18 protein-coding genes and 3 pseudogenes are annotated in these 15397 nt (G+C 33.8%); 5 read left to right on the forward strand and 16 right to left on the reverse strand.

Annotation, left to right across the window (positions count from 1 at the left end):
* Positions 1-165 precede the first annotated feature (165 nt).
* The 4 genes from D8M05_RS18700 to D8M05_RS18715 form a co-directional block, all read right to left on the reverse strand.
* Complete coding sequence (locus tag D8M05_RS18700; protein WP_121134499.1) at positions 166-621, reverse strand: DUF3278 domain-containing protein; 456 nt, start codon at positions 619-621, stop codon at positions 166-168.
* Positions 621-818: a helix-turn-helix transcriptional regulator gene (locus D8M05_RS18705; RefSeq protein ID WP_121134501.1), complete on the reverse strand. Its 198-nt coding sequence runs from the start codon at positions 816-818 to the stop codon at positions 621-623. The genes D8M05_RS18700 and D8M05_RS18705 overlap by 1 nt, the downstream gene beginning before the upstream one ends.
* A 181-nt stretch (positions 819-999) precedes the next feature.
* On the reverse strand, positions 1000-1194 hold the full coding sequence (locus tag D8M05_RS18710; protein ID WP_121134503.1) for a hypothetical protein: 195 nt from the start codon (positions 1192-1194) through the stop codon (positions 1000-1002).
* A 125-nt stretch (positions 1195-1319) separates the two neighbouring features.
* Positions 1320-1538: a hypothetical protein gene (locus D8M05_RS18715; RefSeq protein ID WP_121134505.1), complete on the reverse strand. Its 219-nt coding sequence runs from the start codon at positions 1536-1538 to the stop codon at positions 1320-1322.
* Between the two features lie 232 nt (positions 1539-1770).
* Between D8M05_RS18715 and D8M05_RS18720 the strand changes: the two genes are divergently transcribed.
* On the forward strand, positions 1771-2634 hold the full coding sequence (locus D8M05_RS18720) for an AraC family transcriptional regulator (RefSeq protein WP_121134507.1): 864 nt from the start codon (positions 1771-1773) through the stop codon (positions 2632-2634).
* 97 nt (positions 2635-2731) lie between these two features.
* On the opposite strand, the gene D8M05_RS18725 is transcribed toward D8M05_RS18720, so the two are convergent.
* Positions 2732-3037 (reverse strand): hypothetical protein, encoded by a 306-nt coding sequence (locus tag D8M05_RS18725; RefSeq protein WP_121134509.1) that lies wholly within the window; start codon positions 3035-3037, stop codon positions 2732-2734.
* Positions 3038-3491: 454 nt separating this feature from the next.
* Here D8M05_RS18725 and D8M05_RS18730 point away from each other — a divergent pair, with 454 nt between their 5' ends.
* Positions 3492-4316 (forward strand): EcsC family protein, encoded by an 825-nt coding sequence (locus D8M05_RS18730; RefSeq protein ID WP_121134511.1) that lies wholly within the window; start codon positions 3492-3494, stop codon positions 4314-4316.
* Between the two features lie 182 nt (positions 4317-4498).
* On the opposite strand, the gene D8M05_RS20805 is transcribed toward D8M05_RS18730, so the two are convergent.
* The 9 genes and pseudogenes from D8M05_RS20805 to D8M05_RS18775 form a co-directional block, all read right to left on the reverse strand.
* Entirely contained in the window at positions 4499-4621 is a 123-nt protein-coding gene (locus tag D8M05_RS20805) for a hypothetical protein (RefSeq protein WP_281271941.1), read from the reverse strand.
* Between the two features lie 634 nt (positions 4622-5255).
* On the reverse strand, positions 5256-6044 hold the full coding sequence (locus D8M05_RS18740) for an MBL fold metallo-hydrolase (RefSeq protein WP_121134513.1): 789 nt from the start codon (positions 6042-6044) through the stop codon (positions 5256-5258).
* Between the two features lie 1010 nt (positions 6045-7054).
* A complete protein-coding gene (gene copZ, locus D8M05_RS18745; RefSeq protein WP_121134515.1) occupies positions 7055-7261 on the reverse strand; it encodes a copper chaperone CopZ in 207 nt (68 codons plus the stop codon).
* 31 nt (positions 7262-7292) lie between these two features.
* Positions 7293-9677 carry a heavy metal translocating P-type ATPase gene (locus D8M05_RS18750; protein ID WP_121134517.1) on the reverse strand — a complete coding sequence of 795 codons (2385 nt, stop codon included), beginning with the start codon at positions 9675-9677 and terminating at the stop codon, positions 7293-7295.
* Between the two features lie 13 nt (positions 9678-9690).
* Positions 9691-9993, reverse strand: coding sequence for a metal-sensing transcriptional repressor (locus D8M05_RS18755; RefSeq protein ID WP_121134519.1), 303 nt, complete (start codon positions 9991-9993; stop codon positions 9691-9693).
* Positions 9994-10096: 103 nt separating this feature from the next.
* Positions 10097-10210: pseudogene (locus tag D8M05_RS20970) on the reverse strand (cation-efflux pump); the annotation flags it as partial.
* Positions 10210-10359 (reverse strand): annotated as a pseudogene (locus tag D8M05_RS18765) (cation efflux transmembrane domain-containing protein); the annotation flags it as partial. The pseudogenes D8M05_RS20970 and D8M05_RS18765, both read right to left, overlap by 1 nt.
* 99 nt (positions 10360-10458) lie before the next feature.
* Positions 10459-10782, reverse strand: a complete 324-nt coding sequence (locus tag D8M05_RS18770; protein WP_121134521.1) for an ArsR/SmtB family transcription factor — start codon at positions 10780-10782, stop codon at positions 10459-10461.
* Positions 10783-11082: 300 nt separating this feature from the next.
* A complete protein-coding gene (locus D8M05_RS18775; protein WP_183072864.1) occupies positions 11083-12357 on the reverse strand; it encodes a DUF438 domain-containing protein in 1275 nt (424 codons plus the stop codon).
* A 201-nt stretch (positions 12358-12558) separates the two neighbouring features.
* On the opposite strand from D8M05_RS18775, the pseudogene D8M05_RS18780 reads away from it, so the two are divergent.
* From D8M05_RS18780 to D8M05_RS18790, 3 genes and pseudogenes are all read left to right on the forward strand, one after another.
* Positions 12559-12732, forward strand: a pseudogene (locus D8M05_RS18780) (DUF255 domain-containing protein); the annotation flags it as partial.
* 268 nt (positions 12733-13000) lie between these two features.
* Positions 13001-13528 carry a hypothetical protein gene (locus D8M05_RS18785; protein WP_121134525.1) on the forward strand — a complete coding sequence of 176 codons (528 nt, stop codon included), beginning with the start codon at positions 13001-13003 and terminating at the stop codon, positions 13526-13528.
* The gene (locus D8M05_RS18790; protein WP_121134527.1) at positions 13516-13764 is read left to right on the forward strand and encodes a hypothetical protein; all 249 of its coding nucleotides are present in this window, start codon (positions 13516-13518) and stop codon (positions 13762-13764) included. The genes D8M05_RS18785 and D8M05_RS18790 overlap by 13 nt, the downstream gene beginning before the upstream one ends.
* 481 nt (positions 13765-14245) lie before the next feature.
* Here D8M05_RS18790 and D8M05_RS18795 read toward each other — a convergent pair whose 3' ends face one another.
* Together D8M05_RS18795 and D8M05_RS18800 are read right to left on the reverse strand one after the other, a co-directional pair.
* Positions 14246-14755, reverse strand: coding sequence for a hypothetical protein (locus D8M05_RS18795; protein WP_121134529.1), 510 nt, complete (start codon positions 14753-14755; stop codon positions 14246-14248).
* Between the two features lie 4 nt (positions 14756-14759).
* A partial coding sequence (locus D8M05_RS18800) for a DUF4872 domain-containing protein (protein ID WP_220667601.1) occupies positions 14760-15397 on the reverse strand: 638 nt, incomplete at its 5' end.

Genomic DNA, 15397 nt, shown 5'->3' on the forward strand with positions numbered 1-15397 from the left:
GAGCGTTACCCCTTCATTTGATTCTTCAATATAATCCTTCAATTCCAAAAGGAATTGCCTAGCCTTTACCAGAGAAATGTTGCCATCCTCCATTTAAACTAGGAACATTTCGCACAAGAAAAGCACCCGTTCTTTACTTTAATTATATTGATTCACAAGCTCTGATTATAACAATTCCTTATTTTTCTTATAGGAACGCTTTAAAGAAATGTAGCTAGTGAAAAACCAAAGTAAGCCAACACCTGCTAATAATGCGATTATTTCAGTCCATTCATTTATGTTGCTTGGTAAACCAAAATAAATAACATAGAACAACGAATATAAAATTACAAAACTACTTGTTTTCACTACAATACTTCTTAACTGTCTCTTGTACGAACTTTCTGTTGCAATATTTGTATATTCAATGCCAGATATTATATACCTTCCTGAAATATAGAAGAGAAATATAGCAATAGACAGCAAAAGTGCAGTTTCTACGCCTATATTAATAAACTTATTACAGATTATCATTATAATAAGTGAAAGCAACAGGATTATTGCCCCTTCCGAGAAAAAATACAACATTCTTCTTTCCTTGTATTCGTCATTTGGTAATAAAAACGATATCCAAGATTTCATTACAGTTCAACCTCCCAAAATAATTCATCTAACGTTTTATTTAGTTCTTTCGCTATGGCCACACAAAGTTGAAGACTAGGGTTATATTCTCCTTTTTCAATCAGTCCAATAGTCTGTCTAGTAACTCCTACTCTTTGAGCTAACTGTTGTTGAGTCATCGACAATTTTATTCGTGTTATTTTCACATTATTTTTCATGTATTCACCTACGTTTTGCAATGTATATCTAACTTATGTAATTTATATGTTACGTCATGTGTAAAAAAAAGTCAATTCAAACTAATGATTTTACTTGAATAAAAATCAGCGATTCCTCTTATTGAAGAATCGCACCATATAGTTTAAGAAGCCATAATTAGTTTTTGGAACCATTTCTTTTTTATTTTCCTTTCTCCCTATATAATTTATCTGCTCTTCGAATACTAAAAAATAATAATATGTATGAGAGAACAATAAATACAACCCAATATTCATTTTCTATTGTAGCTGCGGTTATTACTGCTATGAGACTTAATATAAAAGAAGAAACAATTCCGATAGAAAATTTACTATCCTTAAAAATGGATAAATTCATATACTCACCTCCTGATTAATTCAAACTAATTATTCATCTCTATTATGTATTTTGATTATGTAACAATCGCACCAGATCGTTTAAGTATAATGTTTCACAAGCATCTCTTTTTGGTTGAGCAAGAATTATTTCAAATAAATTTGCATAGAAACATTATTTTTAGCATAAGACCAAACAGTATTTTCTATTTTTAAGTTACTATTAAATTTTTCAATCCAAATATGTTTTGAATTTAATAATGCCGTTAATTGTGCTGAATTAAGTGCCACTTCTTCCACTTGTTCATTCTTTTGAAAAACAAATATTACTTTTACCGAATCTCCTTGATTAGTTACAACACTCATTAGTTTCCCTCCATTTAATTTGTTAAGATGAAATACGATTAACCTTTGAAAAATGTTTCAATCTTTCACTAACCTGCCATTTACTTTAATAAATAAAAGAGCATTACCGTTGTTCCAGTAATGCACCAAATAGCTTAATTAGGGGTTGTAACAATTCGATATCTTTATGTTAAAAATGTCGAGTATTCTTATACTGACTTTGCTATTATGTATTCATGAATGGAGGGATATGATGTTAAAAGAATTAAACCAAGTGATTGACTATATTGAAGTTCATTTAACCGATGACCTGTCTCTTGAAAGTATTTCCAATTATGCTGGGGTTTCCGATTATCACTTTAGAACGGTTTTTTTTCATCTTTCCGGGATGACACTAAATGAGTATGTAAAAAACAGAAAACTATCGGAAGCAAATAAGGATTTATTGAGTGGAGATAAGGTAACGGATGTTGCTTTTAAATATGGTTATCAATCAATGGACGGTTTTACTAGGGCATTTAAAAAATGGTGTGGCTTTTTACCCTCAGATGTAATAAAAAAAAGGATAAGCAAATCATTTCCCAAACTTTCATTCGTAATTACTGTAAAAGGAGGAATTTCTATGGAATTTAGAATCGAAGACAAACCAGCGTTTAATCTAGTTGGTGTAAGTAAACGTGTCCCTATGCAATTTGAAGGTGTGAATAACGAAATCGTAAAGCTTGCAGAAAGCATAACGGAAGAACAAAGAAAAGAAATGCATTCTCTTCAAAATATAAAGCCTTTTGAAATTGTTAATGCATCTTATAATGCTGACGCAAATTTCCTAAAAGAAGAAGGGGATTTAACTCACTTGATAGGTGTTTTAACGACTGGAAATCAAGTAAGTGATCGATTAGATAAAGTGCCAGTCAAAGCATATAGTTGGGCAATATTTCCAAATCAGGGACCATATCCATCTACGTTACAAGAAACAATGGCAAAAACATATTCAGAATGGCTTCCCACTTCCGATTATGAAGTAATCAATGCCCCTTCCTTTTCTTTCACTAAAATGGATGAGAATAAAAAAGATTATGCTTATAGTGAAATTTGGCTCCCTGTTCGGAAGAAATAAAAAAGTAGAAAGCGATACAGAACCGATAAACCATGAAGAGCAACGCTGATAATTCGGCGTTGCTTCTTTTATATTATTGCACCAGTTCGTAATTCAATCAGAACTGAGCTTCTATTATGTTGCGTAGGAATGGCGAAACAACCCCCATGACAAACAAAGCGATTGCGACGTAAAGGATGGTTCCAGCTATTGGTAGAATCCATTTTTTCTTCTTGTATTGGAACCAGTAATTAACGGCCCACATGACGAGCAGGAAAACTGTATGACCGAATTTAAACATATCACCGATGGGGTCTTGGGCTGGGCTAATATTTACCACAGAGAAAAACACGAGAAAACCGATAGCACCCAATAGGATTAAATTGACAACATGCACGACAATATTATAAGAATTGTTATTCATTAAATCTCCACCCCGATCATTTATAGTTCACAATCTCAATTTATTTTTCTTTCTTCAACTAACATACCAATTACTTTAATTACATTTCTTCACAATATACATGTTTCTTCCTCATTGTACTATAAATTTCAAATAGTCATAACCCACTCTTCTAATTGATCCAGATCGTTCATCATGTTCCCCCTTCATATATTAAACGAATAAGAACATTAAAAGTATACAAAACAAATGAATTAAATACGGGCGCTCCTTTAACAGCTGGCAAGACTCCTTCTGTTGCTTTGAAATACAGTATAATGATAAAGACTTTGTTTTTACTAGAAATAAAAGAAATTATAATTTCCTTTCAAAAAAGGTTATAGATAGAAGTAGATACATCATTGTCCTAGATGGTATAGTGAGTGGAACGATTACACATCGAGAAAATAATGATTAAGCATAAGGAGTAGTTGACTTGACAACAGTTGAATCACAAGATTATTTATTAGATGAACTTAAAAAAATTGAGGATTGGGAAAATGACCAAAAGGATCTGTGGTTTTGGGAAAAACTTGGAAGATTACCTTTTGCATTACTGGATAAAGTAACGCCGAAATTTGTTCAAGACAAAATAGCAACGATCATCGATGAATTAGGGAAGTACATTCATACAGGTGGCGAATATTTGGTTAAAGAAGAAGTCGTATTAAAGAAGTTTAACCAGAAGGGGTTCGTACCAAAATATGAAGCCTTCACATTGAGTGATGTCCAGCATTTTCCTTTGAGCGAAATGGACGATATAGCGAATGACATTCGGACTTCTAAAACTAAATTAGCAACTGTTCAAGGTGCTACAACGGGTATTGGCGGTATTTTTACACTTTCCATCGATATTCCACTCCTCATCGGTTTATCCTTGAAGGTGCTTCAAGAAATTGCAATAAGCTATGGATACGATCCAAATGATAAAGCAGAAAGAGTCTTTATCGTGAAATGTCTTCAGTTTACCTCCTCTGACATTGTTGGAAAGAAAGCCATCCTGGAAGAGCTTTCTGCTTATCAGTCAGACAATCAAAAAAAACAAATGCTTTCTCAACTTCAAGGATGGCGTGAAGTAGTTTTTACTTATCGGGATAATTTCGGGTGGAAGAAGTTGTTTCAAATGGTTCCGATAGCCGGCATCATTTTCGGTGCTTTTTTAAACAGGTCAACCGTAGGAGATGTAGCTGAAGCTGGGATCATGCTATATCGTAAACGTCGAATTATGGAACGAATGAATCAAGAAGAAGCCTCTCTCTAATACGTTGCACAATTAGGGTAAGGTAAAATCATAAAAAAATTAGCAAACGAAGTGAATACGGAGATAACAATATAATTATATAGGAAACGTTCAATACCTCTGAGCGTTTCCTTAAATTTCCTTTTTTATTATATAGAACCGTTAACAGCAAAAAAAGACAACCGCAACAACCTGCAATCGCCTTACTTCGATCTAGTCTTTCTCTTTTCAATTTCCTTTTTAATCATTGGTACACCTTTTTCTTTAATCGCTTTTTTCACTTTGGGATTGTTTAGTAGTTTTGCAATCTTCGTCAATTTTGACATGGATTATACCTCCTATTTATCAACACAGGATAAACATATCTGATTCTTTAGTATAAGGGACAGGATTTCCCTACCCCTTCAATCAATACGGTCTTTTCTTATCTTTCCCATTAGTACAACAAGAAAAATAGCTGCCGTTCTTTCTCATCTTTAACTCTTGTATCAATTATTTGATGAAACTATCTTCTAAGTATTCTTTCTTAGGGAACGGAATACATCGACCATCTCTAAATTTCTCTTGTAAAAAACATTTCACGTTAGCTCAAGAATCTTTTAATTTAATATTAACATACTATAATCAGGAGCTGTGCATGGAACGTCTCGTCTGGCAGTGAAATGAACGTCAATAGTACTAAAGCATCAATTAGGTAAAGAAAAAAGAGACGTTTATTCGAAAACGTGTCCGGTATAGAAATAAGTGAATAACCTAATCAATCAACAAATCTAAAAATTGCAAATAAGGCAAATACTGTCGCTATAATTATGTGCATTGTAAATTCAAAGGTCGAAAGTTTTCTCTGCTTTTTAGTTTTATCTAAATTCCGATAATAAAAAGCTGCACTAATAAAAAGTAATGTGCTAGCTACTCCTTGTAAAATTTCTGCAAAAGCAGCCTTTAGTACAGTAAGATTAATTAAAATTGCACACTAAAACCTTTGAATTTATGAATTCCTGTTCCAAATTTCACCAGTTCTTTTTCTTCAAGTTCTTCAACTGCATTTTTTACTTCTACTAACAGACTTGAGGCAAGACCTATTGTATTATGTCCTCCATAAATCTTCGTCACATTTGATAAGTTGGCAATTTTCTTTAATGATTGCACTAACTTAACAGGTTCTGTCGTAGGAAAAAAAGCATATATTGGAGTGACATCATACAGTAAATCGCCCGTAAATAAATAGCCTGTATTATTATCTAAAATTGAAATGTGCCCTGGGGAATGCCCAGGAGTATGGAATATAATCAATGTTCTATTTCCCAACTCTATTTCATCTCCATCATTTAACAGACCAGTAGGATCTCCTTTAAATGGTATATATGTGTCTGGATTAAATTTTTTTGGAGTAGGGATTGTAATATCACGACTTACATCTTTTCTAATTTGTTCGATGGGAAGCCCCTTGATCCCTTCTATAAGCCAATCTTCTTCATCTTTATGTACATATATATTTTCAAACTCATTGTGGCTTCCAATATGATCCCAGTGAACGTGTGTTGTTAGCACAATAATCGGTAAGTCTGTAAGCTGGTCTGTAATTCTCTTTATACTATCAATTCCAAGCCCCGTATCAATTAAGGCTGCTTTCCCCTCACCAATTAATAAATAGGAATGGACTTTTTCCCAATGCCCATATTCACTAATAGCAAAAGTTCTATCATCAATTTGTTGTACTGTAAACCAAGGATCTTTAATTTCAACCATTCATAAGTTCCTCCCTGTTTTAGTTAGTTTCTATACAGTGTTTAGGAATCCTTCTTCCACAAACACGCATATATCATTCAGATTATAACTATTCGATAAATTCAGTTTACACTGAACTACTTAACTAAGTAAATCCATTCTAGATTACATTAACAAGTATTCAGCAAATAATAACATGATTGATTAAAAATACGCTTCCAAGATACGTTTATATAGATGAACATTTTCTGTATATCCCCGATAGGATAGGGTCTAGAAGGATTTTAAATTAGGATAAACCAAAAAATTGAAATTGAATAATAAAGAACATATGATAAAATCATGAAACGTATCGTTGACGGGGGTATAGCATGGATTTTGTAGATAGAGATAGAAAGAAAATCAAAGATAAAAAATATCATCAGAGAAATAAGCGAAATCTATTATTTCTTACATTAGGAAAAATCTAGCAAGATTTCTATAAAGGAAATCTTGTAGACCCTGTCTTCTATACAAAAACAAAAATAAACCTATCGAACGCGCAATGGCTTGGAAGGTAATAAAGGAAGTAGCTGAAGCTGTGCCGGTACTTGCCATTGTCACCCCAACTACTTCTTTTCACAAGAGGAAAGAACAGGTAGTTTGGAGGAATGACACGTTGGTTTTGATCGTCCCTCTTCTGCAACTGCAATTTTTTCCTTTGATACGTCTAAACCTACGTATTTTTGTGATATAATTCACTAGCTCCTTTTCTTATTGTGGCTCTGATTTGGTATTTTGGTTCTGAAATACAGTATTCGGTTAAACCACTTCCAACTACTTATATGATTGATTCAAACGGTATTATTCAATACAAGGATATGGTGCAATGAATTATGAACGTATGGTGAGGGAATTTGAAGAAACGGAATAATATATATTTTGTTTACATTAAAAACTAACCCAATTACCAATTTGTTCATTAACCCTTTCCGCCACTATAGTAAAAAAGCTGATTTTCTATACAGAAAACCAGCTTTTCACTCTTATATCTAGGCTTCAACATCATAGCCTTGTTCTTCAATTGCTTCTTTCATAACAGCAACATTTACTTTTGAATCATCAAAAGTAACATCTACAGAAGCCGCATCTAAGTTAACTTCAGCTTTTGATACGCCATCTAATTTATTTAATGCACCTTCAACGGACATTTTGCAATGACCGCATGACATGCCTTGTACATTTAATGTTTTCTCCATTGCTTTTCACCTCCTTTAAATGACCCTTTTTTTATAGTTTCACTCGTTTTAAGCGAAGAGAGTTTGAAACAACACTTACGGAACTTAATGCCATCGCTGCACCAGCAACCCATGGTGCAAGTAATCCAATTGCCGCAACCGGGATTCCTGCTGTGTTGTAGCCGAATGCCCAGAAGAGGTTTTGACGGATATTTTTAATCGTCGCATGACTAATTCGAATGGCTTTCGGAATGAGTAATAGTTCTCCACCAAGAATGGTAAGGTCAGCAGCTTCAATCGCCACTTCTGTACCCGTACCAATCGCAATTCCAATATCCGCAGTAACTAATGCAGGTGCATCGTTCACACCATCACCAACCATTGCTACCTTTTTACCTTTACCTTGAATTTCTTTAACTTTATCTGCCTTTTCTTCTGGTAAAACTTGGGCTATTACTTGGTCGATGCCAACCTGCTTCGCAATTGCTTGTGCCGTTCGCTCGTTATCCCCTGTTAACATGATCACTTCCAAGCCCTGTTCTTTTAGCTCTTTAATTGCTTGTGGTGCTGTTTCTTTAATCGTATCTGCAACGGCAACAATTCCGCGATACTTTCCATCAATGGCAATCAACATGGCTGTTTTGCCTTCCATTTCGTAATTGACTAATTCTTGTTCTGCACTGCCAACTTCAATTTGATGATCTTGCATTAATTTCCGATTTCCAACAAGAACCAGTTTTCCGGAAATCATAACTTCAATACCATGACCAGGTATAGCGTCAAATTCATCCACTTCTACAAAATTAATGTTGTTCTCTGTTGCGTATGCCACAATCGCTCCTGCAAGTGGATGTTCTGATCCTTTTTCTGCACTAGCTAACAATTGCAATGTTTCTTCATCACCAGAAAAGTCCGTTACTTCTGGTTTCCCTTTTGTAATCGTTCCTGTTTTATCAAGCACAATTGCATCTAACTTGTGCGTTCTTTCTAGATGCTCTCCACCTTTAAAAAGAATTCCATTTTCTGCAGCTCTTCCTGTTCCTACCATAATAGAAGTTGGTGTTGCAAGACCTAATGCACATGGACATGCAATAACAAGTACAGCAATCGCTGCAACTAATGCAGGTTCAAATTGACCAGGCTCTACAAACGCTATCCATACGATAAAGGTTAGAATTGCAATCCCTACAACGATCGGTACGAAATAGCCTGATATAACATCAGCTAAACGTTGAATTGGTGCCTTCTTCCCCTGCGCTTCTTCCACAACTTTGACAATCGAAGCAAGGGCAGTATCTTTCCCTACTTTTGTCGCTTCCATTACAATTGAACCATTTTTATTAATCGTTGAACCGATTAAGCTAGCGTCAACTTCCTTTTCATTTGGGATGGACTCCCCAGTAATCATCGACTCGTCTACAGATGTTCTTCCTTTCACAAGGATACCGTCTACCGGTATTTTCTCACCCGGTTTTACAACTAATCGATCACCAACGATAACTTCCTCCATAGGAATCATGATTTCCTCGCCATTTCTTATCACGCGAGCTTCTTTTGCCTGTAAATTAAGCAACGAGGATAGTGCATTTGTTGTCTGGCTCTTTGCTCTTGCTTCCAAGTACTTTCCAAATAAAATTAACGTGATTAATACAGCACTTGTTTCAAAGTATAAATGTGGCATGTATTCGGGATTGAAGGTGGTCTTAAATGCTTCGTATAAACTATAGAAATAAGCAGCACTTGTACCTAATGCAACAAGCACATCCATGTTCGCTCCACCATTACGAAGATTCTTATATGCACCAACATAAAATTGCCATCCGATGATAAATTGAACAGGCGTTGCTAATGCAAATTGGAACCACGGATTCATGAATATATCCGGTATCGTCACGTTAAATAAATGAACCAACATGGTTACTAATAGTGGTGCAGATAACACAGCAGAAATAATTAATTTCGTTTTCATATGTTGTAGTTCTTTTTCTTTATGTGTTTTCTTTTCTGCTGCTTCCGCTTTCGGTTTTGCATCATAACCCACATTTTTAATCTTCTCAATGATTGCTTTCGTATCTGTGAGTCCTGGGTTATATTCAATGGAAGCCGTTTCCGTTGTTAAGTTTACCGCTGCAAATTTAACCCCTTCTTGCTTATTCAATACCTTTTCAATACGGGTTGAACAGGCAGCACAGGTCATTCCAAATACATCTAACTCTGCTTTTTCTATTAATACACCATAGCCGACATTTTCAATTTTCTTCGTAATATCTTCTAAAGAAATTTTTTCTGAATCATAGTCAACGGTTGCCTTTTCAGTCGTTAAATTAACTTGGGCTTCGACACCATCCATTTTATTTAAAACCTTTTCAACACGGCTGGAACAAGCAGCACAAGTCATTCCTGTTATACCTAGTGTTGTATGGTTCGTTTCACTCATAATAGCTTCCTCCTTACTTGGAAAACTGCTTTAATACACTCATTAATTCCTCGATGGTTTCTTTACCTTCACCTTGTTTAATGGCATCACTAACACAATGGTTGATATGTCGTTCAGTGATGGAGAAACCTGTATTTTTTAATGCGGATTGAATGGCGCTAATTTGTACTAAAATATCGACACAATATCGATCTTCTTCCACCATTTTCTGTATTCCACGAACTTGACCTTCAATTCGTTTTAAACGATTAATGACTTTTTGTTTTTCATCTTGTGATCTTGGTGTACTTGGGTGATCATGTAAGAATTTATCCAAATGAATCACTTCCTTTTCATTTATACTTATACCATACCCCCATACGGTATTTTAGTCAATAAAAAAGCTCATATTTTGTATAATTCCTTGGAAATATTAAGAACAGACTCTGTAAAATTTTTCGTAACATACTCTCACTTTCTGCAATCGTTAGCTGATCATCAACAACAACATGGCAAGAAAGTGCATTTAGTCCACTAGTAATGGTCCAGATGTGTGACTAGCATCTGCCAAAAGGGCTAGACTATTTGTTAAGTAACCCCCTATCGCTTCTACAATCATATAAGTCGTAATGATTAAAAATGATATGAATAACACTTTTCTATTTGTACCATGTGTATGGTCGTGTCCATGATCATGTCCCATGTTAAAACCTCCCTTTTTTATGTATATATTCATATATATGCATATACAGATATATTTGAAATCACTTACTACTTATTTAAAATAGTAAATGATTCTTACCTAACTATGACAAGCATGGTCTATCATTTGTTTCAAAATAAGCATGACATGCTCATCATCGTGGGAATAATAAAGTGTTGTTCCCTCGCGACGATATTTTACAAGTCGTAAATTCTTCAGAAAACGCAATTGATGAGAAACAGTTGATTGTCGGATATCTAATGTCTCCACAATTTCGTTTACAGAACATTCCTTTTTAGAAAGCAAATTAAGAATTCGAATTCTTGTGGGATCGCCTAATGCTTTAAATGTTTGTGATACGATAAATAATGTTTCACTATCTAGATCTTGATTAAGGCCATTTTCATATTCAAAACCATCCAATTTATTCCCTAACCTCCTTGTGTTATTTCGTATAATTATGATACCTAAATAGGAAACCACAATCCTTATATGAACACATTAGCATATATTGATTTACGTTGCAATCATCATCAAAGCGGCCTGCCCATAAATGCGTTTAGGCAGGCCTATACCATAGATGAATTGTTCAATAGCTGCTACAGCAGGGATTTTCAAAATCAAGGTTCGAATTTTCCTATCACAGAAGAAAGGATTTCTCCCATAATCATCAGATAATCTTATATATTTTATACTGTTTTTAAAAAGGCTACTTGATTCAGTTTAAAGCGATTCATCTAATGTACTCAGTTCTTTTTTCACCTCACGCGGTAGATCAAAGAAAGGCTGAATATCTTGAACGTATTCCAATATCCCTAAATACTCTCCATCCTCATCAAATACACCTTTATAAGTAATATGGACGTATTGATCCTTTTTTTTGAACCACATACTTTCGGAGGAACGTCTTTTTGTTTTTAAATCGTGGATTAATCTCATTACCTTCTTAAAGCTCTTAGGTGGATGACAATTTGCTACATTACGCCCAATTGAACTTGGTGTCCGTACAAACATCATCTCAGATGATGTTATTTTTTCGTTGAAGTATTTAAAAAAGCCATTTTTATCTACAAATGTTATTTCCAGTGGCAAGTTGTTAAGAATATTGTTGGCTTCTTGTATCGTTAAGTAGCCACCCCCAAATGCCAGATGTTTAGGTAACGGATTAACATCTGATGCACTATCTATCTCTTTATCTTCATCCTCAACAAATAACTTATCTGCAGATACCCATTCTTCTACTGGTCGGGTGAGGCAATAGCCAAATGCATCACTTTCCTTTGCAATAGCTAACCAATCATCTTCATTAAAAATGGATAGTACAATTGGTAAAAGAAATGATTCTTCCTCGAAAATCATTTCTTTAAATTTACTCTCGAATACATCATAAGATTTCTTAACATATTTAAACTCTAAATCAGGAATCTTCTCCATCATTCTTTTTGCACCCTTAAATAAGGTACGGATTCGATCATCATCCCCCCACATTATTCTTGTAGGTGTATAATGCCCATAACGTTCCATGATTGGGAAAAAGAGTTTCTCTTTACGATTATAATGGTTATAAAACTGCCCTAATAGTGACATTTGTTCCTTTAGTCTTTCTATCATATCTTCTTGTAAGCGTTGTTCACCTTTTTCAAGTGTTTCTAAAAGGTTATTAATTTGAATCAGCACGGATTGAAGTTCCCTGTTTTCATCTTTAAAAATTTGAACCGGATGACCTGGATGATGCGATTCCGGAACATGCAAATCATTAATCGAATGGCCATGTAACCTGCTATAAACATCGAATAACTTCATAACATCACGAGACGTAATTCCATGGTCGCTACTTTTCAATTCTTGCACGATCAATAATATTTCAACCGTACTTACATGTCTAAAATGTTGGTCAAATTCCTCCTGGACTGTTTCCAGAGGCTCACCATGATGTAAACGCAGCATTATATCTTTTAAAATATTGATTAGTTTAGTATTAAATTGTGCATTAGCCACTTTCTCACCTCGTATCGACATTCTACCCGAGTCAGAAATACTTTATAGTATAAAATGAAGTTCCGCTTTATAACTTATTTCCTAATGTTAAGTATAATAGATTCTTCAGAAAGTATAATACCATTATGGAATGGTTCACAAATTGTTTATAATTAGTTTGTTTTTAATATTAATGATTACGATAGAAAGAGGTTCGAAAGGATGACAGTAAACCAAAATAAATTAATCCATGAAAAATCCCCATACCTTCTTCAACATGCCGACAACCCTGTCAACTGGTACCCATGGGGTGAAGAAGCTTTTGAAAAGGCACGATCTGAAAACAAACCTATCTTCCTTTCCATTGGCTACTCAACTTGCCATTGGTGCCATGTTTGTATAATCATCCCGATGATTATCTCCAAAATTCATGGTTTTATTGTATTATGAAATGCCTTTTTACAACACTTTAATTTATTGTTTATATATAACTCTTTGCCAAATGCTAACCTATCAAATCAAAATAACCTCGCGAATAACTTTCTGTATAAATTTTTACACATAGTCTAAACTCCTATTTTATAAGAACTCTCAAAAAAATTTATACGTAATATTCTAACAATATGTTATAATAAATATAGAATAATAGAAAAGAGATTTAATAATGATTGTTAATGTGGAAACAAATCTGTTAGTAGATTGTTACTTTAAGAAAGTAGAACGGAGCGAAATCATTGAAAAAAAATATTCACCTAAAGGTAATTGGGCTTTTAATTGGTTGAAACCTTTAACACATTCTTTTGAAATTTACGGTATTGTTACAGAAGAATATCCAGATATGATTCAAGGTTTAATTGCTCTAAAACCTAATTATGATGAAGCTTTTCGCTGTGTTGATCTAGAAATTATAGAATCGGCTCCGCATAATAAAAAATTGGTGAACAAAAGAGAAAATGTTAATCGAAAATATATTGGGGCAGGCAGATGTTTAGTTGCCTTTGCGTGTCAGTATAGTTTAGATAAAGGACTAGAAGGTTTTGTTGAATTAACTTCAAAAACTTCTAAAATAGACTTTTATCAGGACTTAGGTGCTGTCTCTACCTATGGACAGAATATGATGATTGCAGATAACGTGGCGCTTGATTTAGCAAAACAATATTTTCCAGGAGGTGTTAAGTGGTGGAAAAAGTAATTGATGTTTTAATCCCGACAGAAACAGGGTATAATATTAAAAAGGTCGGTGAAAAGAAAATGATAAGTCAAATGAAAAAGTTTGATAATAATTTTCCAGATGGTGTTTTCGCTATACCACATCCTTCTAATGAACCACGAGTAAAGGTTCGTGCTTTACATGATTATTGTAAAAAAAATGGAATCACTCCTGCAGAATTGAGTGAAACAGAAATGGAACGCTTTTTAGTTCGATAAATATAAAAATAACATGCCCCCCCCCCCGTCTCTTATAAGTAGTAATAAGGCTGCAGCTTCTGATAATGCCTTCTCCTTCAAAGGCTTTTGTCTTTCTTTTCTCCTCTTTCAAATCCTAATGTAATTACTTTGTTTGATTAGATTCTCGCCTGTTAGCGTTTATGCATGTTTCACGCCACACCTCAATTTTAATCAATATAGTATATAGACAGATGAAACTAAGAAGAACTAGCTGATGTATTATCTATTATATAAATGATTTCTCTAATATAGAGTATCAAATGATTATAATGGTAATACTTGTACCTTAATTCCTTTGAAGAAAAGGGTTACGGTATTTTAATAATTAAGCATCTACAGGCAAGGCCTAAACAATATCTTCCAAGTGTAAAATGATAGAAAGAATTCTTATTATGATTAGCTCGTTGTTTTGAACTAAAAATAAAACTCTTCCTATCTTTTTGAGTAGTTTTAGAAATTATTATGTTTGATCTGTAGAAAAAAGTAGTTCTTTTATTTTCATGCCATCACTTCTATTATAATATTTTCCACCTAAAAACTTATTATAATTCATTGGGATAATGGTAAATAAAAATTGGATAAAACTAGCCATTGTAATAAATTTGAATATATAAATTATCACACTGTTACTTATAGAGTTTTGAAGTAGAAGGAAAATAATGGCTGTTGTCAGGGAAAATAAAGGTCCAAATATGTAGTAAAGAAACATATTACTTTTCTTCACTATCTCATTATTTTCATAAGATGTGTAACCAATCCAACCGCTGAATATATGGATAGTAATGTTTAACCGTCTTGTATTCCATTGTAAAACACTTTTCCCTTCCCCTCCTAGCGTAATGCTGACCTTATTACCAGTTAATCCTAACATGATGAGAGCATGGCCTAATTCATGAATGAAGGTTGTGATTGGCCCTATTACAGCTAAATAAAATAAGAAGTTAAAGCACACTAATAAAATATTTTCCATTGATCTATATTCCTTTTTCCTTTAAAGTGAATTGGTAGATTGCTTGCCACATTTGTTTTTCGATATCCCAAATTGTAAGTAAAACTTCTCTTAGGTCAGCAAGATAAGATTTTTCTTTTCTTTTACCGGCTAAGAAAAATAATTTGCTTAAAGATTTATATTGTTTTTCAAGTTGTAATATTAATAATAGTGCATCTTCTAAATTACTTTTTAGTAATTCATTTGCTTGAATTAGAAAATCGTGATATATTTTTCTGAAGCCCAATCCACCTGTCCCAATCTTTTCTAAGGATTGATAGAATTGAATACAAAGGTTATTCCAATTTGGCAATTCAGAAATATATCTAACCTCTTGACTTAGAGTATATATTGCATTTACTCCACTATATTTAGAACTATCTAACATAGATTGAGAATTGTTATATAAACCAGCTAATACCATTTCCCTTAGATTGATATTAGATACTTTCTCTTTATCAAGACTTACAGGCATCCATTGATATGCTTCGAAAAGAGGTGGCTGTGTTTTGCAACCTAAAAGGTTACAAGATTGCAATGAAAAGGTTAGAACTTTGCCAGCCCATATTTTATTATGATTGATGATTCGAAAGCGCATGTGTGACGCGATAACTATCTCCAGTA

It is taken from the genome of Oceanobacillus bengalensis (assembly GCF_003628445.1).
Lineage (GTDB): Bacteria > Bacillota > Bacilli > Bacillales > Amphibacillaceae > Oceanobacillus > Oceanobacillus bengalensis.

Bases quoted from the DNA above. Each gene is read 5' to 3' on its own strand.
- D8M05_RS18700 (WP_121134499.1), bottom strand. From the start codon at position 621: ATGAAATCTTGGATATCGTTTTTATTACCAAATGACGAATACAAGGAA.
- D8M05_RS18705 (WP_121134501.1), bottom strand. From the start codon at position 818: ATGAAAAATAATGTGAAAATAACACGAATAAAATTGTCGATGACTCAA.
- D8M05_RS18710 (WP_121134503.1), bottom strand. From the start codon at position 1,194: ATGAATTTATCCATTTTTAAGGATAGTAAATTTTCTATCGGAATTGTT.
- D8M05_RS18715 (WP_121134505.1), bottom strand. From the start codon at position 1,538: ATGAGTGTTGTAACTAATCAAGGAGATTCGGTAAAAGTAATATTTGTT.
- D8M05_RS18720 (WP_121134507.1), top strand. From the start codon at position 1,771: ATGTTAAAAGAATTAAACCAAGTGATTGACTATATTGAAGTTCATTTA.
- D8M05_RS18725 (WP_121134509.1), bottom strand. From the start codon at position 3,037: ATGAATAACAATTCTTATAATATTGTCGTGCATGTTGTCAATTTAATC.
- D8M05_RS20805 (WP_281271941.1), bottom strand. From the start codon at position 4,621: ATGTCAAAATTGACGAAGATTGCAAAACTACTAAACAATCCCAAAGTG.
- D8M05_RS18740 (WP_121134513.1), bottom strand. From the start codon at position 6,044: ATGGTTGAAATTAAAGATCCTTGGTTTACAGTACAACAAATTGATGAT.
- copZ (WP_121134515.1), bottom strand. From the start codon at position 7,261: ATGGAGAAAACATTAAATGTACAAGGCATGTCATGCGGTCATTGCAAA.
- D8M05_RS18750 (WP_121134517.1), bottom strand. From the start codon at position 9,677: ATGAGTGAAACGAACCATACAACACTAGGTATAACAGGAATGACTTGT.
- D8M05_RS18785 (WP_121134525.1), top strand. From the start codon at position 13,001: ATGATTGTTAATGTGGAAACAAATCTGTTAGTAGATTGTTACTTTAAG.
- D8M05_RS18795 (WP_121134529.1), bottom strand. From the start codon at position 14,755: ATGGAAAATATTTTATTAGTGTGCTTTAACTTCTTATTTTATTTAGCT.